This window comes from Pseudomonas sp. Z2-11 (genome assembly GCF_054161305.1).
Window position 1 is genome coordinate 2,369,742 of the sequence record NZ_CP096395.1, and the last position, 20,055, is coordinate 2,389,796.

The 20,055-nt window shown below is 57.3% G+C and carries 20 protein-coding genes, 1 tRNA gene and 1 pseudogene; 12 read left to right on the top strand and 10 right to left on the bottom strand.

Translation table 11 applies throughout. The features are described from left to right. The first annotated feature begins 236 nt into the window (after nucleotides 1-236). Nucleotides 237-1,298 (top strand): hypothetical protein, encoded by a 1,062-nt coding sequence (locus M1E16_RS10735; RefSeq protein ID WP_458130307.1) that lies wholly within the window; start codon nucleotides 237-239, stop codon nucleotides 1,296-1,298. 37 nt (nucleotides 1,299-1,335) lie between these two features. Here the strand turns inward: M1E16_RS10735 and M1E16_RS10740 are convergent, their stop codons facing one another. Further along, on the bottom strand, nucleotides 1,336-2,406 hold the full coding sequence (locus M1E16_RS10740; protein ID WP_458129863.1) for a 3-deoxy-7-phosphoheptulonate synthase: 1,071 nt from the start codon (nucleotides 2,404-2,406) through the stop codon (nucleotides 1,336-1,338). Nucleotides 2,407-2,737: 331 nt separating this feature from the next. Next, a complete protein-coding gene (locus M1E16_RS10745) occupies nucleotides 2,738-2,866 on the bottom strand; it encodes a hypothetical protein (RefSeq protein ID WP_434694969.1) in 129 nt (42 codons plus the stop codon). 155 nt (nucleotides 2,867-3,021) lie between these two features. Between M1E16_RS10745 and M1E16_RS10750 the strand changes: the two genes are divergently transcribed. From M1E16_RS10750 to M1E16_RS10795, 10 genes and pseudogenes are all read left to right on the top strand, one after another. Then, entirely contained in the window at nucleotides 3,022-3,768 is a 747-nt protein-coding gene (locus M1E16_RS10750) for a carbon-nitrogen hydrolase family protein (RefSeq protein ID WP_458129864.1), read from the top strand. 11 nt (nucleotides 3,769-3,779) lie between these two features. After that, entirely contained in the window at nucleotides 3,780-4,214 is a 435-nt protein-coding gene (locus tag M1E16_RS10755) for a GNAT family N-acetyltransferase (RefSeq protein ID WP_434694966.1), read from the top strand. Nucleotides 4,215-4,341: 127 nt separating this feature from the next. After that, a complete protein-coding gene (gacA, locus tag M1E16_RS10760) occupies nucleotides 4,342-4,983 on the top strand; it encodes a response regulator transcription factor GacA (RefSeq protein ID WP_003200277.1) in 642 nt (213 codons plus the stop codon). A 2-nt stretch (nucleotides 4,984-4,985) separates the two neighbouring features. Then, nucleotides 4,986-6,809: an excinuclease ABC subunit UvrC gene (uvrC, locus tag M1E16_RS10765; RefSeq protein ID WP_305495279.1), complete on the top strand. Its 1,824-nt coding sequence runs from the start codon at nucleotides 4,986-4,988 to the stop codon at nucleotides 6,807-6,809. Nucleotides 6,810-6,841: 32 nt separating this feature from the next. Then, complete coding sequence (pgsA, locus tag M1E16_RS10770; RefSeq protein WP_030141409.1) at nucleotides 6,842-7,402, top strand: CDP-diacylglycerol--glycerol-3-phosphate 3-phosphatidyltransferase; 561 nt, start codon at nucleotides 6,842-6,844, stop codon at nucleotides 7,400-7,402. A 63-nt stretch (nucleotides 7,403-7,465) separates the two neighbouring features. Beyond that, a tRNA-Gly gene (locus M1E16_RS10775) sits at nucleotides 7,466-7,541 on the top strand. A gap of 224 nt (nucleotides 7,542-7,765) precedes the next feature. Then, nucleotides 7,766-8,053: pseudogene (locus M1E16_RS10780) on the top strand (Arm DNA-binding domain-containing protein); the annotation flags it as partial. Nucleotides 8,054-8,390: 337 nt separating this feature from the next. After that, the gene (locus M1E16_RS10785; protein WP_458129865.1) at nucleotides 8,391-9,062 is read left to right on the top strand and encodes a hypothetical protein; all 672 of its coding nucleotides are present in this window, start codon (nucleotides 8,391-8,393) and stop codon (nucleotides 9,060-9,062) included. Then, nucleotides 9,055-9,762 (top strand): RES family NAD+ phosphorylase, encoded by a 708-nt coding sequence (locus M1E16_RS10790; RefSeq protein ID WP_458129866.1) that lies wholly within the window; start codon nucleotides 9,055-9,057, stop codon nucleotides 9,760-9,762. Before M1E16_RS10785 ends, M1E16_RS10790 begins: the two co-directional genes overlap by 8 nt. A gap of 254 nt (nucleotides 9,763-10,016) precedes the next feature. Next, entirely contained in the window at nucleotides 10,017-10,265 is a 249-nt protein-coding gene (locus M1E16_RS10795; protein ID WP_458129867.1) for a hypothetical protein, read from the top strand. Nucleotides 10,266-10,399: 134 nt separating this feature from the next. Here M1E16_RS10795 and M1E16_RS10800 read toward each other — a convergent pair whose 3' ends face one another. The 5 genes from M1E16_RS10800 to M1E16_RS10820 form a co-directional block, all read right to left on the bottom strand. Beyond that, entirely contained in the window at nucleotides 10,400-10,612 is a 213-nt protein-coding gene (locus M1E16_RS10800) for a hypothetical protein (RefSeq protein ID WP_458129868.1), read from the bottom strand. A gap of 200 nt (nucleotides 10,613-10,812) precedes the next feature. Continuing rightward, nucleotides 10,813-11,220: an aldehyde dehydrogenase family protein gene (locus M1E16_RS10805; protein ID WP_458130308.1), complete on the bottom strand. Its 408-nt coding sequence runs from the start codon at nucleotides 11,218-11,220 to the stop codon at nucleotides 10,813-10,815. Nucleotides 11,221-11,599: 379 nt separating this feature from the next. Then, nucleotides 11,600-12,178 (bottom strand): nuclear transport factor 2 family protein, encoded by a 579-nt coding sequence (locus M1E16_RS10810; protein ID WP_458129869.1) that lies wholly within the window; start codon nucleotides 12,176-12,178, stop codon nucleotides 11,600-11,602. A gap of 149 nt (nucleotides 12,179-12,327) precedes the next feature. Beyond that, nucleotides 12,328-14,076: a monovalent cation:proton antiporter-2 (CPA2) family protein gene (locus M1E16_RS10815; RefSeq protein ID WP_458129870.1), complete on the bottom strand. Its 1,749-nt coding sequence runs from the start codon at nucleotides 14,074-14,076 to the stop codon at nucleotides 12,328-12,330. Nucleotides 14,077-14,277: 201 nt separating this feature from the next. Then, nucleotides 14,278-14,919, bottom strand: coding sequence for a hydrolase (locus M1E16_RS10820; RefSeq protein ID WP_434652425.1), 642 nt, complete (start codon nucleotides 14,917-14,919; stop codon nucleotides 14,278-14,280). 951 nt (nucleotides 14,920-15,870) lie between these two features. Between M1E16_RS10820 and M1E16_RS10825 the strand changes: the two genes are divergently transcribed. Further along, entirely contained in the window at nucleotides 15,871-16,806 is a 936-nt protein-coding gene (locus M1E16_RS10825) for a LysR family transcriptional regulator (protein WP_458129871.1), read from the top strand. A 1,137-nt stretch (nucleotides 16,807-17,943) separates the two neighbouring features. Here M1E16_RS10825 and M1E16_RS10830 read toward each other — a convergent pair. The 3 genes from M1E16_RS10830 to M1E16_RS10840 form a co-directional block, all read right to left on the bottom strand. Further along, nucleotides 17,944-18,393 (bottom strand): hypothetical protein, encoded by a 450-nt coding sequence (locus tag M1E16_RS10830; protein ID WP_458129872.1) that lies wholly within the window; start codon nucleotides 18,391-18,393, stop codon nucleotides 17,944-17,946. A gap of 111 nt (nucleotides 18,394-18,504) precedes the next feature. Beyond that, complete coding sequence (locus tag M1E16_RS10835) at nucleotides 18,505-18,900, bottom strand: DUF6678 family protein (RefSeq protein WP_458129873.1); 396 nt, start codon at nucleotides 18,898-18,900, stop codon at nucleotides 18,505-18,507. Continuing rightward, the gene (locus tag M1E16_RS10840) at nucleotides 18,897-19,364 is read right to left on the bottom strand and encodes a hypothetical protein (protein ID WP_153838023.1); all 468 of its coding nucleotides are present in this window, start codon (nucleotides 19,362-19,364) and stop codon (nucleotides 18,897-18,899) included. The genes M1E16_RS10835 and M1E16_RS10840 overlap by 4 nt, the downstream gene beginning before the upstream one ends. Nucleotides 19,365-20,055: the final 691 nt, after the last annotated feature.

The following is a 20,055-nucleotide window of genomic DNA, read 5'->3' on the forward strand; positions in this document are numbered from 1 at the left end:
GGTAAGCCAGGGAAACTGGAATAGAAAAAGCAGGAAAATTCACTTGGTAGGCGGACGATGCCGACGGTCCGGGATACTTCCGATAGTCGTCGCGGCTGGCAGCTACAACACTCGGCGCAACAGCCCACCGATCATGGTCGACTTGTCTGACTGCGCATTTGCCGCGGGCGGGTTCAAATGACTTCAGCGGCGCCGTGATGTGCATGGCGCTTTCTCCAAAGGACTGGAACGTGAAAATGAAGACTTACCCATCGCCGCAGGACAGTAGTGAGCCATGCTGTGCGAGACTGCCAGCGCCTTCCCTGGCGAAGGCCAAGGGAGGCGTGGTGGATCCGGCCTGGAACAAGGCCGTGATCACGATCAAGCCGTATCCGACGATGACGAGTGGTGATGAAGTGCGGCTGCGTTGGCATGGGCTCAATAACGAAGGCGACCCCTACCGGCATGAAACCAGCAGGTTTATCACCGAGCGGCAGGTCGGACGGGACGTGGTTTTTATTGTTCGTGAACCGCATATCGCCGAGCTCGACGGAGGTTCGCTGGAGATCTCCTATCAGGTAGCCGGAAAGTGGATCCCCGGCGTGCTGAGGTCGCAAGCCCTGCAGCTTGAAGTCGGCGACAGGTCCGAGCTGCTGTTGCCGCCGATTGCCGATGATGCGGTGGGTGGCAGCCTCGATCCCGCCCGGGTGCCGGAAGGAACGCGGGTGACCATTCGGCCTTATTCGAGGATGGCGGTCGGTGATCGGCTGGCCTTGACTGTCAGCCAGGATTCCAAGGCGCTTTGGCATGACGTGCTGCACATCGAGGAGCATGTATTGGGGCGTGAAGTGTCATTCTGGATCGATTATTCGCACCTGGCCCCGTATGTCGGCCACCGGTTGAGCCTGGGCTATGTTGTCAGGCATGGCCGCTCGGCACGCCAGGCCGAGTCTTTGTCGATGCATATCGGCCCCTTGGTGCGCCCTGCGCTGAAGGCGCCCCAGGTCGCGGCGCTGAACGAAGGAGGGCTCGATATCGAAACGCTGCAAGGCCCGGTGACGGTGGTCATCGATGGCACCGGACTGGCGGCGGGCGAATGGGTCGGCCTGCAATGCAACGGGACCTATACCCATGTGCAGGAGCGGGAAATCACCGAGGCGATGGTCGGCCAGCCGCTTGTCTTCGAGGTGCCGGCCGCCTATTGGCAGGAGCAGCGAAACAGGCTGGTACAACTGTTTTATCAGGTGGAACGACTGGACGATGTCAGCCAGCGGTCTGTGGAAATCACTATCGAGGTGCGTACCCGGGCGCCTGGTTGAGCGAGGCCCTCCCTTCACGGAGGGCCTGTCGGGTGCGTCAGGCCTGCAATCGCAACGAGTGATCGGCCTGGCGCAGCAGTTGCTCGGTGGCCTCCCAGCCAAGGCATCCATCGGTCACCGACACGCCGTAGCGCATCGTCGGCCCCAATGGTTGGCAACCCTCAAACAGATGGCTTTCCAGCATCATGCCAATGAGGGCACGGTTTCCTTGTAGACGCTGTTCCAATACGTCATTGAACACCTGCGGCTGGCGCAACGGGTCCTTGCCGCTGTTGGCATGGCTGCAATCGACCATGATCCGGGCCGGGATCTTAAGGCGGGTGAGGTCGTCGTGTATCTGCGCCACGCTCTGGCGATCATAGTTAGGCCCGCGATGGCCGCCGCGCAGCACCAGGTGAGTGTCGGGGTTGCCCTGGGTCTGGACGATCGCCGGGTGCCCCTGGCTGTCGACGCCGAAATGCCGGTGAGGGTGGGCGGCGGAGCGCATGGCGTCGCAGGCGATGCCGACCCCGCCGTCCGTGCCGTTCTTGAAACCGACCGGCATGCCGAGGCCACTGGCCATTTCCCGGTGAATCTGCGATTCCGTGGTCCGGGCACCGATGGCGACCCAACTGAGCAGGTCGTCGAAGTAGCCAGCGGCCATGGGCTGCAGCAATTCAGTGGCGATCGGCAGGCCGAGTCGCAGCATCTCTCTCATCAGTTCCCGGGACAGGTTCAAGCCGGCAGCCATGTCGTCGCTGCCGTCCAGATCGGGGTCGTAGGCCAGGCCTTTCCAACCGATGGTGGTGCGGGGCTTCTCGACATAGGCGCGCATGACCAGCAGCATGCTGTCGCTCACTTCGCGGGCGAGGCGCGCCAGGTTGGCAGCGTATTCAAGCGCAGACTCGGGATCGTGGATCGAGCAGGGGCCAACGATGACCAGCAGGCGGGAGTCCTCGCCGTCGAGGATCGCACGCACCGCTTGGCGATGGGTGTCGACCTGTTGGCTCAGCGCAGTGGCGAGCGGCAATTGCTGTTTGAGCTGCAGAGCGCTTGGCAGACGCAGGGTCAGCGCTTCATTGGCAGGCGTGAGGGTGGACAGTGGCAAAGCAGAAACGGACGAATTCATGATCTGGCTTCCTGGGCGAGCAGCGGGTTCGTTCCCGCGCGCCGGCCCTATTGGGGTGTTCGACAATTGGCCGTGATGGCCGGCAATGGAGGCATGCCACCGGTAGGTGACCGATCGGAGGCGGCAGGCTGTCCCGAGCGGTGGCTGGTAAATCGCCAGGCGGCAAAACTGTCGTAACGGTAATAAGTGGCGTAGTTCATGGTTCGATCCTCAAGTTGTCTGGTGCTGCAATTGTCTGGGGCCTGAAAAACAAAACCCCCGGTCGGGAGGCCGACCGGGGGTTTGGAAAACTCTGGTAGGCGACCCGTTTGAAATGGGCGCCGGTTGGGTATCAGGCGCGCCAGTGGCTAAACCAATACCCAAAATAAAAGCTGACCGGAGTCTGGACACTGCTCACCCGGGCAGCCGCAACCGAGCGCAGGGCGCTGGCGGTGTGAAGCTGTGCAAGGGCGTTGAACATGGTCTGTCTCCGATGAATGACCCGCAGCTTACTAGAGCGAGGCGCGCCGGTTCAATAAGAAAATCCTATCGGATTGATGACGCCGTCCACGCCGCTTGAGTCCGGCGGGCTTTGTGACAAACTCAGCGCTTTGTCCCCTCCGTCAAGGACGCACCATGAGCCGAGCCTTTGCTGCCGCCCAATCGATTTCCATTCCAGGGGACATTGCCGGCAACCTTATTCATCATCAGCGCTTCATGGAGTCCGCCGCCGATCGGAATGTGGGGCTGCTGGTGTTCCCAGAACTTTCGCTCACCGGGTACGAGCGAGGGCTGGCCGCGGAACTGGCTATCTTGCCGGAGGATGTTGTGTTGCAGCCGCTGCGCGACCTGGCGCGGGAGCTCGGCCTGACTGCGGTGGTCGGCATGCCGATTCGCCTCGCGGCCGACGCCCCGGTGCTGATCGGCGCATTGGTGCTCGGTGCGGATGGCTCCCTTGGGGTCTACAGCAAACAGCATCTGCACGCGGGAGAAGAAATCGCTTTCGCGCCCGGTCACGGCGGTTCGATCCTGGCGATGGGCGCGGATCGCGTGGCGTTGGCGGTGTGCGCCGATTTTTCCCAGGCCAGCCATGCGGCGGCAGCCGCGGAGCAGGGCGCTACGCTATATGCAGCCGGCGTGTTGATAACCGAGGGAGGCTATATAGCGGACACGACGTTGCTGCAAGGTTACGCCCGACAACACGCCATGATGGTCCTGATGGCCAATCACGGTGGCGCTACCGGAGGGTGGGAGTCGGCTGGTCGCAGCGCGATCTGGGCGGCCGATGGTTCGCTGATAGCCGCGGCGCCAGGCGTCGGCGAGCTTCTGGTCACGGCTCGTCCCCAGGGCAGCGGCTGGGAAGGGCAGGTGGTGCCGCTTTGACGAGGTCTAAAATGATGTTCGAATGGCGCCCGGCTGAAGTCGATGATATCGAATTCGCCCGACAACTGACGTGCAGCAATATGCTTCCCTATTATCTGCGTCATGATTTGCTGTGGCAGGACGAAGCGTTTGACCTGGCCTGGGTGATTCGCCAGAACTGGATCATCCATCGGGGTGACCAGGCGCTGGGTTTCGTCAGCCTCAGCCGCGACGCCCGTGCGCTGTATATCCGGGAGTTGCAGATTGACAAGGCGTTTCATGGGCAGGGGGCCGGAACCTGGGCGATCGGACAGGTCTGGGGGATGGTGGCGGTGGAGCGTCGCCCCGCGTTGCGCCTGACCGTGTTCAAGGATAATCCGGCCAGGCAGCTCTACGAACGCATGGGGCTGCGGGTCGTCGGCGAGGATGAATGTTTCCTGAGAATGCAGCGGGACGTTGCCGCTTGAGGCTGCGGATGTCGGATTTCATGAAGATGTGTTGTAACTTTTATCTGCCCCTTTGCGCTAGGTCTGCCGAATGCTTTTTGCTAAGGTGTGAGGCAACCCATACAAGACCAAATCGTGAGGTGTCTGCTTGATTAGGGTGTTAGTGGTCGACGACCATGATCTCGTCCGTACGGGCATTACACGGATGCTGGCTGACATCGATGGCCTGCAAGTGGTTGGCCAGGCCGAGTCCGGGGAAGAATCCCTGATCAAGGCGCGGGAGTTGAAACCCGATGTGGTGCTGATGGACGTCAAGATGCCGGGCATCGGCGGCCTCGAAGCCACGCGTAAACTGCTGCGCAGCCATCCGGACATCAAGGTTGTCGCGGTGACCGTCTGTGAAGAAGACCCGTTTCCGACCCGGCTGCTGCAAGCGGGCGCGGCGGGTTACCTGACCAAGGGCGCCGGCTTGAACGAGATGGTCCAGGCCATTCGCCTGGTATTTGCCGGCCAGCGCTACATCAGCCCGCAGATCGCCCAGCAACTGGCGATCAAGTCTTTCCAGCCGACCAACGACTCGCCCTTCGATGCGTTGTCCGAGCGGGAAATCCAGATCGCGCTGATGATCGTCGGCTGCCAGAAGGTCCAGATCATCTCCGACAAGCTTTGCCTGTCACCCAAGACCGTCAATACCTACCGTTACCGTATCTTCGAAAAGCTTTCGATCAGCAGTGATGTCGAGTTGACGCTGCTGGCGGTGCGCCACGGCATGGTCGATGCCAGCGCCTGAAAATGACCGAACAGTTTGATCCCAGCGCTTTTCTGTCCACCTGCAGCGGTCGCCCTGGCGTGTACCGCATGTTCGACAGCGACGCGCGCCTGCTTTATGTCGGCAAGGCCAAGAATCTCAAGAAGCGCCTGGCCAGTTATTTCCGCAAGACCGGCCTCGCGCCGAAGACTGCGGCCCTGGTGGGGCGCATCGCGCAGATCGAAACCACCATCACGGCCAACGAAACGGAAGCACTGCTGCTTGAGCAGACGCTGATCAAGGAATGGCGCCCGCCCTATAACATCCTGCTGCGCGACGACAAGTCCTACCCGTACGTGTTCCTGTCGGACGGAGCGTTTCCGCGCCTGAGCATTCATCGCGGGGCCAAGAAGGCCAAGGGGCGGTATTTCGGCCCTTACCCCAGCGCTGGGGCCATTCGTGAAAGCCTGAGCCTGCTGCAGAAAACCTTCTTCGTTCGCCAGTGCGAGGACAGCTACTACAAGAACCGCACCCGGCCGTGCCTGCAATACCAGATCAAGCGCTGCAAGGCCCCGTGTGTCGGGCTTGTCGAACCCGAGATCTACGCTGAAGACGTACGTCACTCGGTGATGTTCCTGGAGGGGCGCAGCAATGCGCTCACCGACGAATTGTCAGCAGCGATGGAAGAGGCATCGATCAACCTCGAATTCGAACGCGCCGCAGAGCTGCGCGACCAGATCGGGCTGCTGCGCCGGGTGCAGGACCAACAGAGCATGGAGGGCGGCAGCGGCGATGTCGATGTCGTTGCGGCGTTCATCAACCCCGGCGGCGCCTGCGTCCACCTGATCAGCGTGCGCGGCGGCCGTGTTTTGGGCAGCAAGAACTTCTTCCCCCAGGTGGGTATCGAGGAAGACGTGGCCGAAGTCATGGCGGCTTTTCTCGGCCAGTACTACGTCAGCAGCCCGGAGCGCGATTTGCCCAGCGAGTTGATTGTCAACGTGGTACATGAAGACTTCCCGACCCTGATCGAGGCCATCGACAAGCTCCGCGGTCGCGAACTGACCATCAGTCACCGTGTGCGCGGCACTCGGGCGCGCTGGCAGCAACTGGCCGTGACCAACGCCGAACAGGCGCTAGGCGCGCGTTTGGCCAACCGCCAGCATGTGGCGGCGCGATTCGAAGCCCTTGCCGATGTCCTCAACCTGGATGAACCACCGCAGCGACTGGAGTGCTACGACATCAGTCACTCCAGCGGCGAGGCGACGGTAGCCTCTTGCGTGGTGTTTGGTCCGGAGGGGCCAATCAAGTCCGATTACCGACGCTACAACATCGAGGGCGTTACCCCGGGCGATGATTATGCGGCGATGCACCAGGCGCTGATGCGGCGCTTCGGCAAGCTGAAGGACGGCGAGGGCAAGTTGCCGGACATCCTGCTGGTGGACGGTGGCAAGGGCCAGTTGTCCATGGCCCGCGACGTGCTCAATGAATTGTCGGTCCCGGATCTGATTCTGCTGGGGGTTGCCAAGGGCGCCACGCGCAAGGCCGGTTTCGAGACCCTTTACCTGAACGACGCGGCCCACGAATTCACCCTGAAGGGAGACTCGCCGGCGCTGCACCTGATCCAGCAGATCCGCGACGAAGCCCACCGCTTCGCGATCACCGGCCACCGCGCCCGGCGTGGCAAGACCCGCCGTACTTCCACGCTGGAAGGCGTGGCGGGGGTTGGACCGACGCGCCGGCGCGACCTGTTGAAACATTTTGGTGGCTTGCAGGAGCTGTCTCGTGCCAGCATCGAAGAGATAGCCAAAGCACCCGGTATCAGTAAAAAGCTCGCAGAGTCGATTTATGCGAACCTGCATAGCGAGTAGAATGCCCGTCAACCTCGTAGCCAGTTGTGCCGATGAATATCCCAAACCTGATTACCGTTCTACGCGTCCTGCTCATCCCGATCTTCATATTGCTGTTCTATTTGCCGTACCACTGGAGCTACGTGGCCTCCGCCTCGGTCTTCGCCTTCGCCGCCGCAACAGACTGGCTCGACGGCTACCTGGCCCGCCGCCTGGAGCAGAGCACGCCATTCGGCGCGTTCCTCGACCCGGTGGCCGACAAGCTGATGGTCGCGGTGGCGCTGGTGCTGCTGGTGCAGGAACACGGCAATCTCTGGCTGACCTTGCCGGCGGCGGTGATCATCGGACGCGAAATAGTCGTATCGGCCCTCCGCGAATGGATGGCCGAACTGGGCGCCCGTGCCCAGGTTGCGGTATCGAACCTGGGCAAATGGAAAACCGCCGCACAAATGCTGGCCTTGGTTATCCTGTTGGCGAACCCTTCGGACTTCAGCTTCTGGGTGCTGTTGGGTTACGCATTGCTGCTGGTGTCCGCAGGCCTGACATTGTGGTCAATGGTCCAATACCTGCGCGCCGCCTGGCCGCACCTGCGGACTGACGTTGATCCGAAATAAAACTTTTTTGAATCAAAGGGTTGACGGCGTGTTATGAATCTATAGAATGCGCCACACCAAGACGCGGGAATAGCTCAGTTGGTAGAGCACGACCTTGCCAAGGTCGGGGTCGCGAGTTCGAGTCTCGTTTCCCGCTCCAATTATTTTTCTATAGACTTCCATTGAAGTATTTAGAAGTCAAAGAAAGAGGCCTCGGCCTCTTTCTTGGTTCCATTAAAGTCTACTCTGATACATTAGTATCCACGATTTTTTAGTACATTTTTTAGTACATCAATTCGACGCTTGGTAAATCAGTTTTTTGAGCAGCTTGGTACTCTGAAAACTGTACAACACACCTTCATTTCATATGAGGGAGTTAGTACGATGGTCCTTACCAATACGGCGATCCGGCACGCCAAACCTCGCGCCAAAAACTATACCCTTCCTGACTTTGATGGCCTCGCACTTTTCGTGAATACGAAAGGCACCAAGAGCTGGCACTTCCGCTTTTCCTGGGCGGGCAAGCAGCCTCGTATTTCGCTCGGTACTTATCCTGAAATAGGTCTGCGCAATGCTCGCGCTCTGCGTGATATCGCCAGGGCGCAGGTCGCGGAGGGTATCGATCCCCGCGACCAGCGACGGCTTGAGCGCAATGCCAAACTGTTGGCGGAGAGAACACCTTCTTAGATCGATGTGGTACAAATTTTCGGCCCTTAGGGGAGCGGGACCGCCCGGGAATTCAAGCGGTGCTGAATTGGGTTATGCCGACTCTTTCGATCCACCATTGCTGGTCTTTAGCTCGCTCGCCACACCTGAAAGCCAAGATCGTATCCTTAGACTTTTCGTCCCAGAGTCACCGTGCTGATCGACGGCATGGTGTGCTCCACTCAAACCTACCTATGCATCCGGATGAATGGAGCTTAGGCTAGAGCTAGGGTTATCACGACTATGCTAGGATTAGATAACGTAGATAACGTAGATAACGTAGATAACTGGAGAGGAGATTTCCATGAGCGTTACAGAGCAGTCGGGCGTCTCCACTTTGGTCGGTACGCCTAAGGAGGCTCGGGCCAGCTTGAGCCGCTCGCATGCGGACCGAGTGCTGGTCGTGTCTTTTGATCAGGTCAACCTCAGCGTATTTGAGGCGTTGGCGGAAAACTTCGCCAATGTGGCTTCTTCGATGTACGAGGTGCTGCAGGAGCGTCAGGACCCGAAGTCGCTGGAGCGACTGGCCGAGGTGTTTGTGACGCGTAAGCCGCCTTCGCCTCGCTTGCTCAAGGAAGCGGCAATGCTGGTACAGGCCCGCAAAGCGGTGTTGGAAAGCGGTGACTGGTTGACCTCCGCGGATATTGCGCAGGTGGCCCAGTTGAGTACTAGAAACCCGAGTGCCCAGCCCAACAAATGGAAAAAGCAGGGGCAGATCTTTGCCATCAGCCACGGTGGGGTCGACTATTTCCCTGGCTACGGCTTGGACCCGGACGCGGGCTATCGGCCGTTCAAGGCACTGGCCAAAATCATTGAGGCTTTCGCTTGCCACAAGGACGGCTGGGGGATGGCTTACTGGTTTCGCTCCGATAATAGTTTTCTGGGCGGCAAAAGACCTCAGGACCTGTTGGCATCGGCGCCTGATCGGGTGATTGCTGCAGCACTGGATGAAATCCAAGGCATTGTCCATGGCTAAGCAGCGTACCGAGTCCAGTGAGGGTAGGGCGACGCCTTCCACGGATTTGGCAGCGTCCATTACCCCAGTGCCTGCGGCTACGTTGCACGTCACTTTCACCGTGATCGCCAAAGGCGATGTGCTTCACCGTGTGCACCAGGATAAGTATCAGCCTGATCAATTCAATCCTGGTGTGCACGGCAACGCACGCTTCAGCCCGATCCAGGATGATCAGGGGCGGGCGATTCCCACCTTGTATGGAGGCACGACAGTCGATTGCGCCTTGATGGAGACCGTCTTCCACGACGTTCCCCATACGGCTGGGTTTAAGAGCTTCGACAAAGGCAAGCTGACTGGACAGGTGCATTCTGCCGTCCAGGTTAGCCAACCGCTGCACCTGGTTGATCTGTCCAGCGTGCCACTGCGGAAACTGGGCATCACGCGCAAACAATTGATCGACACTGAGAAAGATCAATATCCTGCGACGCGCAAATGGGCCGAGGCAATCCACCGTCAGTGTCCAGATGCCCAAGGGCTGTCTTGGGTGTCGCGACAGGATGATTCGGCACGTGCGGTGGTGCTCTTTGGTGACCGGATTCCCGATGGCGCACTTCATCCGCAGGGGGCGTCACGCAGCTTGACCGGCGACTCGACTGTGTTCGACACGGTGCTCAATCTAGCAGAGCGGATTGGGGTCGTTATCATTGCGGGAAAAAGCTGAGTCGAAATGACCGAACAGTGGTCCCTGGAATCCGCTCTCTGAGGCTGGAATTGCCATTCTTCAGTCGTTAGATCTTGCTGAAGACGGCGGGCTTTGATGGGGGCATTGATGGATTCTTCCGTACAGGCTTGCGTAGCATCGACGGTCAACAAATAGGTCTTCTTTGCGTTCTGGGAGCGGACGGTGCTTGTCCCGGAACACGCAGCAATAACATGATGGCTGGCTCCGTGCTGGCCTAAAATGCGGAGCTCGGTATGGACGTCAACCAGATGTTAAATGATGAACTGGTGAGCCGGCTGGAAGAGAAAATTCCAGCCATGGCGAAAGGCGCGATTAAGGCGGCCTATATCAATACGCTGGCGGCCGGACTCAGTGTGATGGAAATCAGGAATGGCATGCTCGTTGAGACAATAGCCGATGGTCAGCACACGGTTATTCGGATGGCCAAGCCCAAGCATAAGGTAGCTTCGGGCAAGATTATCAAGGTGCGCCACCTTTCATAGCTAGAGGTTGAGCGCCTGTATCTTAACGACGTCGCCGCGCTGCGTGCGAGAAATCTGATGCTTCGGCCTGCTCAGTCTTTGTACTGTATAGGGAAGAAAGCCATCAAGCTCGCCGGTGCATTGGGTCGTTAAGATCAGTGACCGTTGGCTCTCAGCTTAGCCAAGCCCTGTTTGATGTGTCCGGCGTTCTCTCCGAGGGTCTGAAGTGCACCTCGGACATTCGCGCCAATCTCTGTTGCACCTTGATCCTCTACCTTCAAGGTCAGCTCCATCACCGCCGCCTCCAAGGCGAGCTGATTTTGGGACAGCCGCTCAAGAACATCAGAAAGTGAATATTCGGTGGGCATTGTTTCGACTCCAATGGAAGACTTAAGAGCGTAGCAGCGGGAGGGACGGAAACTGAAGGGCGGTAGGTCAAGAGAGTACTTGTTGAGATTCAGTGGCAGCAATCGGCCAAAAGGGGACAGTCGACCGATTAAGCCGAGACGGTTAGAGCTACGGGCAGATAGGTACACGAGCAGCAGGTCTACAGCCATTTAAAGGACTGCTAATGAGGGATTGGGGTTGAAGGATCGCTCACTTCCAGAAATGTGGGGCGAAAGAACGCGCCTTTCGACAACGGGCCTTCGGTAACCGGACCGCCTCGCATGACAACCTCGGCGCCTTCGGCTATGGCGCGCTCGATCACTTTATCGACGCGTTCGACGTACTCGCGGTAGATCATCGGGCCCATCTCGCTAGGTAGGTCCGCAGCAGCTCCCACTTTCACCGCGCGCAGTCGATCGGCGAAGCGTTTGCGAAACTCGTCGGCGGTCCCCTCCTGCACGATCACGCATTGGCCAGTCACGCAGAACTGCACCGTGAACATTGTCACTGACATCTCGAGTATAGGCAGAGCGAGATCGAGATCGGTATCGTCAAACCCGATCGATGGAGTCTTGCCGCCCGGTTCCAGTCCAACGCGCTTGAAGTGCGGTGCGGGATAAGCGCGATCGCCTTGCCGGTCGCGGTGCTAACCATCGTAGATGGCCGGACTGACGGACTCGCGGATCAAATCCGAGCCCAGCCACTCGCCCCCGATTCAACTCAACGCATGTCTGGACGGATGTGGGGTATGGATGCTCATGGCGGACTTCTGGCTTTTGTCTGTCGGGGATTGTCGACAAGGCTTTACCCAAACGGTCTGCAATCCGTTCGCGTCTCCTCAATCGCATATAAAAAAGAAACGCTTGCAGTCATCTGCTCTCGCAACTGCGCGCCATCTGCCGACTGGGGGAAAGTGGGTCTCTCTGCCAATCCTGCCGGCACGGGCTCAATCCTCGCGATAGGGGTTGTCAATTTGCCCCGACCGTAGCGGAGGCTGCACGCGTTGATGTCTTCACGGTCCACGAACCAGCCTGGCGGAACGAACTGGCAGACGCATAGGTATCTTCCATGAACTGAAAATAAGTCATCTTCCCGTCACGAACCTTGGCGTGGACGGAAAACGGTGATGTAAACACCTTGCCGACCGCCACAGATCGGTAGGTGAACTTACCGAAAATTGCAACATCCTCGCCGGAGGCAATTTTGGTAGAGATTGTGAAGTCTTCGATCTTCCAGTAGTCCGAGACTTGCATGAATAACGAACTAAAGGCATTTGGACCTTTATTTGTGCCGGTCCAAGGCAGGATTTCTTTAAGTTCCGGATTGTCGAAGTTGAGCGAAACGTAGGTTGCGTCTGGAGCCGCCAGCCTCTGCGCTGCGGCTTCGACTTTATCGGGCGCAGTATTGGCCAGGAATTCCATGACAACTGAGAGTGAAGCAGCAGACTGCGCTTCGCTAATCGACTGTGCTGCCACAGGGTTAGCAGTCAAAATGCATGCGGCTAGCGTAGTTGCTGCAGATACCAACTTGGATTTGGACATGGTCATGCGCTTTCTCCATTTAACTATCGTTTGAATGCGTTGAGTCGAGCCCCGGCCAACATATGGTGGCGAGCGGATAAAAGAAAAATTGAGAATTAAAGGCAATTTACACCGGTATTATTCTATTTCTGATAGCTCATGTAGCACGAACTAGTTCAGCCTCCGACTTGGATTTTGAGGAGGTCTGCGCCCGCGTAAACTCCTTCCACAAGCTGGCGCTCGAAGCGCTCCTCGTCGCGTTGACGGAAATCAATTATCAAATCTTCAACAGCGAGGTCGGACGTACCCAGTGCCGCTAGCGCACGCTCGCCTAGCTTCACGGCGGACTCAAAGGTTTCGCGAATTTGATAATCCACATCGCGCCCTGCCAGAACGAGGCTGTGGCCGCGGTCGACCGAACGAACCATTAACTTGGCCATTGGAAAATGCTCGCGACAGAAATCGACTATTTTTAACGTCGCTTCGGTGTCATCAACGCAGACGCAAATGAGCTCAGTCCGGCTTGCGCCTGCGGCTTTCAAAATGTCGAGCCTGGTGCCGTCACCGTAATAGATCTTCATGCCATAGCGTTCAGCAGCATTAATGGCTTCGACACGATAATCAATCATCGTTAGGTGTACGCCCCGGATCATAAGGATCTGGGAGACGACCTGCCCGAACCGGCCAAAACCGATGACCAAAGCATTACCGGTAGCGGCGGGAAAGTTCGTCGTTTGGCTCGCGGTGGCGGAGGGCTTCGTAAAACGGTTAGCAAGTCCGAACACCAAGGGCGTGAGTGCCAATGAGAAGGTAACTACTGCTATCAGGATCGCTGCAATGTCCGACGGGATGATGAGACTCGCGGCGGCGGCTGCGAAAAGTACGAAGGCGAATTCACCGCCCTGCGACAAGACGGAGCCTATCTTTAGGGCATCTCGCCAGTCCGACCCAGTCAATCGTGCCAGTCCGACTATCAGAACGGTCTTTACAATCATGAGCGTCAGTACTGCGCTCGCAATGACAGCTGTATTAGCGGTCACCAACCTAAGATCGATCCCCATGCCAACGGCTATAAAGAAGAGACCAAGAAGAAGCCCACGGAAAGGCTCGATGTTGGCTTCGAGTTCGTGTCGAAAGCGAGACTCCGCAAGCAAGACGCCAGCAAGGAACGCGCCCATTGCCATCGAGAGTCCCGCAATTTGCATTATTGCCGCGGCACCAAGGACCACTAGCAAGGCGGAGGCGGTCATGATCTCGCCCGACCCCGTTTTCGCCAGCATTTTGAATACCGGATTTAGGGCGTACTTGCCCACTACAACTACTGCCGCTACTGCGGCTACCATGGTGACGCCTGCGAGCCACTCGGACGTGACGCCAGCCTCGGCGGTTACAGGCGAGAGCACAGTGACTAAAGCGAGCAGTGGAACGATCGCCAGATCTTGCAAAAGTAGAATGGAAAACGCACGCTGCCCATAGGATGAAGCCAGTTCGTTGCGATCCTCCATTAGCGGAACCGCAAACGCCGTCGAAGACAAACCCATGCCCGCCCCAGCGATAAGAGCTGCCTGCCAGCTAAGGCCAGCGAGCATGGCGAGCCCGGCCAATACAGCACCACATAAAAGCACCTGGCACAGCCCAAGGCCGGCGATGTCTCGACGCATCGCCCATAACTGGCTGGGCTTCAGTTCGAGGCCGATTATGAAGAGGAGCAGCACGACACCTAATTCGGCCAGCGTCAACACGGAAGCGGGATCTTCGATCAGACCGAGTCCTGATGGCCCTACCGCTATACCGGCCGCCAGATACCCAATTACGGCTCCCAGTTTGAACAAGCGGGAGATCGGAACGGCGAGAACCGCCGCACCCAAGAAAACAAGCGGAGTAGCTAGGCTAAGACCGTGATGCGCGGCTTCCGATTCCATCATTGGTTTTCTCCTCGCCAAACTTAATTCAGGCCATTTGCGCGACAGTCGAAGGCGTCGACCTGTCTCGGCAAATTTCGTCATCCAGGCCTGCGTTGGGGTGGGCCCCAACGTGATGGAAAAAACGTGCCCAGATATCCTCGTCGCTAGGTAGCGGCGGCGGCTCGTGCCGCCGCTACTGTCCATCCGAGCGTAAGACCGGGCTTAGTTGGCGACCTCAGCGGCGGCTTTCTCCGGGTTGAAACCGTCATAGCTTTGGAAAACTTCCATGAAGCCCGGGACGGTTTCCTTACGAGCCCAATCGCGTTGGAATTCGCAGTACAACTGAACGCGGCTGGTCATCTTGCCGCCAGCTTGCTCAATGCGTCGGAGACCAGCCTCGTGGGCCGCGACCGAGGTACCGCCGACTGCGTCCACGGGGACGTATACCTCATAGCCTTCCAGCAGCGCGTCAAGCGCAGGGAACGCTAAGCACACTTCCGTCCACAGGGCGGTAACGATCAGTTTGCGGCGCCCGAGCGCTTTGACCGCCTGTTTGAATTCGACATCTTCCCAGGCATTAACTGTAGTGCGGTCGTAGGTCGGCAGGTGACCGAGGACGTCCTGCAATTGCTGGATCGGTGGCTTGTTAAGGCCGGACGAGACGTTCACCGTCGTATGAATGACCGGAACGCCATAGTTCATTGCAGCCTTTGCAAGGCTTGTGATGTTGAAGACCAGCTCTTCGCGCGGCATCGAGCGAATTGAGGAGACCTGAATCGGCTGATAATCAATTATAAGAAGAGCTGAGTTCTCGGGAGTGATGAGATGGTCGGTATGTGGGTTACGGATCGTTTCGCTTGTCATGGATAGCTATCCTGGTTGGTTGAAATGGAAAAACAGCTCGTGCCGAATTTCTTCAGGCGAATTCGGTCCAGATCGACATACACATATCGAACGGCTTAAAGCATATTTGCTCTTTAATCGTCGGGCCGTGTTCGGGCCCGAGCGGCTAAGATGTCGCGATTAGGTAAAATGAGGCATCACACGGCGCCCACTGCTCGGCGTAGCCCCAGGCTCGACAGTGTGAGCCCCAGAGTCCAGAACAGTGGGCCCGCTAGGCCGGGCCACATTGGAACGTAGCCTGGAATTAGCACGTAAAAGATGAAGCCCAAGTCGACCACACTAATGACCACAAGGTTTATCCACCACCCGCGAATGTCGTTACGCCAATTCAGAAAGACTGCGACGATGAGCGCGATGATTGAAAGCCACAGAAGATTCCAAGCGTCCTGCAGTACGCGACCTCTTGGCATTCCTTCAGCCATCGACTGGCCTAGCTGGTAGACAGACCAAGCGGCATGGAGGTGAAGCAGCGCCCAAATAACGTAAGCCACAGCCCCAGCTTGGGCGAGTCGAGAGGCGACGCTCACGGCGACACTTGAATTTGGCATGACATTTCCCTTGAATGAGGCTTGCTTCTCTAGAGGCGACGCTGACTGCGCACTGACGAGCAACCGCTGAATCCTGGCTGTCGTATTTTTCTCCGCGGTCAGCCTCCCCAAAACTGCCGCCAAACTACGTCAGTTTTGGTTCTCGAGACACTACCATCGCGAGCACTCACTGTTCTCTCTTGGAGCACATACCTTATTCGGCGAAGGGCCCGGAAATGAGCTCGAACTGACAGCCGCCGGACTGCTCTTCAAGGGAGCCTCCCTTACGAGCTGCCGTCTGACCCCGCGGCACATGTCACCAGTTATCGGCATCCACACTTACTGTTAGCTTGATTAACGATCAACCGGCCTTCAGAATCCATAAATGGCCGACCGATTTGAAGATATGCGAGCGTTTGTTGCCGTCGTCTCTGCCGGCGGATTTGCTGCGGGCGCGGACCGCCTAGGAGTGGTCAAGTCAGCGGTAAGTCGTCGAGTTCGAGATCTCGAGGACAGACTTGGTGCGAGGCTTTTTGACCGAACGACTCGCCGAGTCGAGCTCACAGAAGCAGGACGTGAGTTCCATGATCGGGCCGTCGAGCTTTTGGCGGGACTCGAAGAAGCAGAGGAAGCGGCATCGAGCGCAAGTAAGGATTTGCGGGGGCGCATTCGCATTGCAGCCCCGGTCTCGTTCACCTCGCATTGCCTAGCCCCAGCAGTAGGTCGATTCCTGGAACGCCATCCTGCCGTCTCGCTCTCTATCGACACCGATGATCGGACGGTCGACCTCATACGCAATGGTTTCGATCTCGCCATCCGCATCGCGCATCTTCCAGACTCCTCGCTTGTGGCGCGGCGGCTCGTTACTGTCCGGCATGTTTGCGTCGCCAGTCCGGCGCTACTTGAGCGTCTCGGCACCCCACAACGGCCTGAAGAGCTTTCTCGCTTTCCAGGGGTAACCTACTCGAACGTCGAGGAAGCTCATTATTGGAAGTTCACCGGCGACGTTGTGCCTTCAGTTACCAGTCGGCTTGATTTCGCTAACGGCGATGCCATTCGGGAAGCGGCCGTCGCAGGCCTCGGTGTGGCGGTACTTCCCACCTTCATTGCCCACGAGGCGGTTCGGCGTGGAGAGCTTTCGGTCGTTCTCGCTCAGCATATGAGACCACCGATGGCAATGTATGCGGTGCATCCATCGAGGCGTAACCAAAGCGCGCGGGCTCGGGCATTCATCGACTTTCTCGTCGAGACGTTTGGAGGTGAGCCGTTTTGGGATCGAGGCCTGATTGGCAATAAAAACGCTGGTCAGACATTTAGATAGCCGCAGCGCCGTCACTGCGACGATCAAGATGGCCGTAGCGCTTCTTCACTCAGATTTAAGTAATAAAGAGACGGTTTCTCATAGTGGCACGACCAGATACGCATCAGTGATGGATATCTTCTCCCGATATCTGCCGTTGTTCCCACCCTCATCGGCACGCGCCGGTTTTTTTAAGGGAATATTCCAGCCATCCATTGATTCCCGTAGCCTAGACGCCTGAAATTATGCTCACGATCCAACGCGACGCGTGAGTCCTGAGCACGCTGAGCGCGAGCAAATGGTTTGCGCGGTGGCCGCGGCTACTTCAGTCTAAATTAACTCTTCATCGCGCATCGCTCGTTGGGCCCCGACCTCTGCGAGCATTCGATCATGATGGGCCTTCACCGCGAGCCAGTCGGCCAAACCGCCTGGCCGCACGGTCGATGCCCAGCGAATCATCGGTACCGAACAAGCGTCGATATAGGTTCGGCTGTTTCCAACGATGCACGTTCACCCGAGGAGATGCGCTTCGAGTGAATCGAGACGCTTTCGCACAAGCATGGAACCAGCTGCTCGCACTTATGCGAGTGAGCTCTCATCGTTCGCTTTTTGTAGCGCTGGGGGCATGAAAATGGGGGAAAAAGCGGGATGGACATCACCCGTGAGGAACGACGACCAGCGCCCTAGATGGGCCTGTGCGAGCGGCGTCTCGTCGTCAGCCAGTGCCATTTGAGTAGGTGTGTGCCAAATACGCGAGGATTGCTGAGCATTGCGTCAGCAACGTGCCGTCACCGGCGTCCAAAGCTGGCACAGAACCGCATGCTCCTTTGTTGTCGTAGCTGCTGTTGAGAATGGGTATCTTGGAATCGAGTCCGGCCACTGCCTGGCGGTGATAGCCAGACACGTAGACAGTCCATTGCCCCTTTCTCCTTGTCGGTTTTCTCAGGAACGTCAGAACGTCCTCTTCTGGCCGATAGCCCCATAATGACAGGCAGAGCTCGACCAAAAGAGCGCTAGCGCTCGAAGAAGATTCTAAAGGCTCCAACCGCTTACTCGTTTCCATACGCACATTGCGCAGGCACGGTTTCCAAGTATGACGCGTACAACGGCTCCGAAAAATAGCCGATCATAATCGAGCAACAGCGGGCGCCATTTGAGCTAATCACTGCTGCTGCCCATAAGAATCCATCGTTGCCCCAAAGTATGGATATCGAACGAAAACTCCCAAAACACTGGGTAGGCTGGGTGACCTTTTGCAAGCCAGAATGAGGCTACGTTTTCGGCCTGATCGAGATTCACTGATTGGAACAAGGCTTCGGCTAAAGACAGGATTTCCGAGCGCTTAGTCAACAGATCCAGTGGCCCATAACCGCCATCGCCCGTGTGAAGCAGCAGCTCCAGTACCTGGCTTCTGGCACCCTCCACAGACACTGAGGTCGTATTACCCACGACACAATCTTTGGAAACAGAACTACGAAGGGCCTCTTCGAGAGTTTGGTTTATACCAAGAGGGCCGTAGGTATTTATCCAGACGGTATAGTTGTATCCCTCCAAGAGATGTTCGAGCCTGAGAACATCATCTGGTCTGGTGTCTATCACTATGTTCATGCTGGAACCCCAGGGGCGGCCTTGGGTGAGTACGCAGTTTACTGGGACCAATCCGGCTTGTTTGTGGTTGGTCTCTCCTGGGCCGAAAGCCGTCGTTTAAAACGTTTGAGTTCAGCACCAAACAGGCTGCATGCCAAGTCTGGTATAGCCCCATACACGAGGCGTTTCGCCTTCGATCGAAAACGAGATGTTGTGTTTTCTTAGCGTGGACAGCAACCAATCGAGCGAAACCGCTCTGAGTTCGATCCACTCGATTTCCGCTACCGGATGGATGTGGTAATGCCAGTCGCCATCCCAGTTTGTGCAATAGCCGCTCGGCGCTAAAACACTGTGCAGTCTGAATTCTGGTTGCATTTGCGGTGAGCGAAGCATTGCCTCGATCAGCTCGGCCCATTTGGTCTTATTCATCACTGACAAAATTGTGCCTGCAGCCAACAGCTTGTGAAGCTTCACCTTAGCAGCATCGTCGGGCTCGGGAAGTTGCTGCTTAAAATTCGTGCCCCTCATTGACTCGGCGGTTCCTTCTGCAGTTTGTCGAACGTCTCCAGCGCTGCGCGGAACTCCTCAAGGGAAAAGCTTACCGGCTGGTTTTCCGCGTTCCAGCGAGTAGAAATACCCACTTCCAGCTTGCCGGAAGCGCTCCAGCCGAAACGCCGCCAATGCACGGTGTCGCCGTCGATAACCTGTTCGACCATCAGCACGGTGCAGTCGAAGTCCATATCATCGCTGCACACCAGCAGTGGTACAAGGGTGGAACTGCCGTCCTCGCCGGGAATGAAGCGACGCCTGGCGAGGGCATCTTCTTCCTCATCCATTAACCACATTAAGGAAAGCCCAAGCAGGGCGACACTGGCGTCATTCAGGTGGGAGGCCAACCATTGCTCGATGGCCACATCGTCAATGGTCAACCACGCGCAAGTGCTGCGGGAGAAGGCCGCTTGATGGTAAGCGGCGTGGATGCGGTGATGCATGAACGAATCCGTCTGTTAATAGAGGAAGCCTAGCGAGCTATTGTGCCTATTTTCAATGCGCTCATGGGTAGCAATAATTTGGTTTTGAGCAGCCATTAATTTCCAGAAGCGTCGGGCCAATCTCGCAGAGAGATCGGGGGCAGACCACGGTTATAAAATTGTGGTCTGGCCCCGATTTTCACAAAGAATTCGACCCAGAGGAACTGACATTATTTTTTACGGCAAAAGACTTTGTCGGCATTTGCCAGGGCTGGACCTTGTTTAACGAGTGACCGCTTAGCATTAGCCTTCTGAGAGGCAGTTTCTGGCCGATTCTGTTGAAAAAGTCGGTTCTTCCAGACTGACGGGCAGTAATTGGCCGAAAGTGGTCGCTGCTAGGGTTCCAACCCAGCCCGGAGGATGTTTCTTGTTATATCCCTCCCATCTCTATTTTTGTGATAAAGACTGTGTTTTTCAGGGTTGTTACGCCAGGGTTATCCTGGGCCGTCAGCGCAATCCCTTGCTTTCGAACAGCTCCACGAGCCACTCCACGAAGACCCTCAAGCTTAAGAATCATTTGAGCACATCCCTCGGAGTATTTTCTCTCAGCACAAGTGCTTCATCTTCCTTCCTGCAAACTCTGAGTAGAACGTCGCTGGAGCCCCGCTATCTGGGCTCAAGTTTTCTTTCTCGTGGCCGCGATTGGCGGAAG

What these genes read in the sequence shown, in the direction of transcription:
- M1E16_RS10735 (WP_458130307.1), top strand. Translation starts at nt 237, where the DNA reads ATGAAGACTTACCCATCGCCGCAGGACAGTAGTGAGCCATGCTGTGCG.
- M1E16_RS10740 (WP_458129863.1), bottom strand. Translation starts at nt 2,406, where the DNA reads ATGAATTCGTCCGTTTCTGCTTTGCCACTGTCCACCCTCACGCCTGCC.
- M1E16_RS10745 (WP_434694969.1), bottom strand. Translation starts at nt 2,866, where the DNA reads ATGTTCAACGCCCTTGCACAGCTTCACACCGCCAGCGCCCTGCGCTCG.
- M1E16_RS10750 (WP_458129864.1), top strand. Translation starts at nt 3,022, where the DNA reads ATGAGCCGAGCCTTTGCTGCCGCCCAATCGATTTCCATTCCAGGGGAC.
- M1E16_RS10755 (WP_434694966.1), top strand. Translation starts at nt 3,780, where the DNA reads ATGATGTTCGAATGGCGCCCGGCTGAAGTCGATGATATCGAATTCGCC.
- uvrC (WP_305495279.1), top strand. Translation starts at nt 4,986, where the DNA reads ATGACCGAACAGTTTGATCCCAGCGCTTTTCTGTCCACCTGCAGCGGT.
- pgsA (WP_030141409.1), top strand. Translation starts at nt 6,842, where the DNA reads ATGAATATCCCAAACCTGATTACCGTTCTACGCGTCCTGCTCATCCCG.
- M1E16_RS10785 (WP_458129865.1), top strand. Translation starts at nt 8,391, where the DNA reads ATGAGCGTTACAGAGCAGTCGGGCGTCTCCACTTTGGTCGGTACGCCT.
- M1E16_RS10790 (WP_458129866.1), top strand. Translation starts at nt 9,055, where the DNA reads ATGGCTAAGCAGCGTACCGAGTCCAGTGAGGGTAGGGCGACGCCTTCC.
- M1E16_RS10795 (WP_458129867.1), top strand. Translation starts at nt 10,017, where the DNA reads ATGGACGTCAACCAGATGTTAAATGATGAACTGGTGAGCCGGCTGGAA.
- M1E16_RS10800 (WP_458129868.1), bottom strand. Translation starts at nt 10,612, where the DNA reads ATGCCCACCGAATATTCACTTTCTGATGTTCTTGAGCGGCTGTCCCAA.
- M1E16_RS10810 (WP_458129869.1), bottom strand. Translation starts at nt 12,178, where the DNA reads ATGACCATGTCCAAATCCAAGTTGGTATCTGCAGCAACTACGCTAGCC.
- M1E16_RS10815 (WP_458129870.1), bottom strand. Translation starts at nt 14,076, where the DNA reads ATGATGGAATCGGAAGCCGCGCATCACGGTCTTAGCCTAGCTACTCCG.
- M1E16_RS10820 (WP_434652425.1), bottom strand. Translation starts at nt 14,919, where the DNA reads ATGACAAGCGAAACGATCCGTAACCCACATACCGACCATCTCATCACT.
- M1E16_RS10825 (WP_458129871.1), top strand. Translation starts at nt 15,871, where the DNA reads ATGGCCGACCGATTTGAAGATATGCGAGCGTTTGTTGCCGTCGTCTCT.
- M1E16_RS10830 (WP_458129872.1), bottom strand. Translation starts at nt 18,393, where the DNA reads ATGAACATAGTGATAGACACCAGACCAGATGATGTTCTCAGGCTCGAA.
- M1E16_RS10835 (WP_458129873.1), bottom strand. Translation starts at nt 18,900, where the DNA reads ATGAGGGGCACGAATTTTAAGCAGCAACTTCCCGAGCCCGACGATGCT.
- M1E16_RS10840 (WP_153838023.1), bottom strand. Translation starts at nt 19,364, where the DNA reads ATGCATCACCGCATCCACGCCGCTTACCATCAAGCGGCCTTCTCCCGC.